The 494-nt window shown below is 46.4% G+C and carries 1 protein-coding gene; it reads left to right on the top strand.

Going from position 1 to position 494, the window contains the following annotated elements; genetic code table 11:
• A partial coding sequence (locus tag PLH26_RS15975) for a hypothetical protein (protein WP_324587029.1) occupies window positions 1-494 on the top strand: 494 nt, incomplete at both ends.

A 494-nucleotide genomic window follows, 5' to 3' on the forward strand; every position in this document is an offset into this window, starting at 1 on the left:
ATGGGCGCATTGCCGGCACAAATGGTATGAACAGCCTCCTGATCTGCGTGGTGCAATTTATACAGGCCGAAGACCAGGCAGATGATGTGAGCGTAAACTTTTATTTTGGTGGCAATGAACTTCCCGGTTTGCTCACATTGCCGGAAAAAAAGACCACCGTCAAAACCATGAAAAAAACTGCTGCTGTAAGAACAGCATCAACCCTTTCCGGCAGATCGTCAGGAGCAGCAGCCCCGGTCGTAAAAAAACCATTATTTGCCAATATCGCTACTGCGGTACGATTGACCACCGAAAGTTTTTCACCGGAGATCGTTGCTGAAAGATTTCCCGGTGTTATGCTAAAAGAAGAGCCTTCCATGAATACAGGCCTGCTGGCAGGGTTTAAAAATGCCAATGGTGCTGTTTACAGTTCCGAGGAACTGTTTAAGCTGAAGAAAGATATGGAAGATGCATGGGACAGTGGCTTACAATTACAGCGGGAATTCTTTTCGCTT

It is taken from the genome of Agriterribacter sp. (genome assembly GCF_035444585.1).
Lineage (GTDB): Bacteria > Bacteroidota > Bacteroidia > Chitinophagales > Chitinophagaceae > Agriterribacter.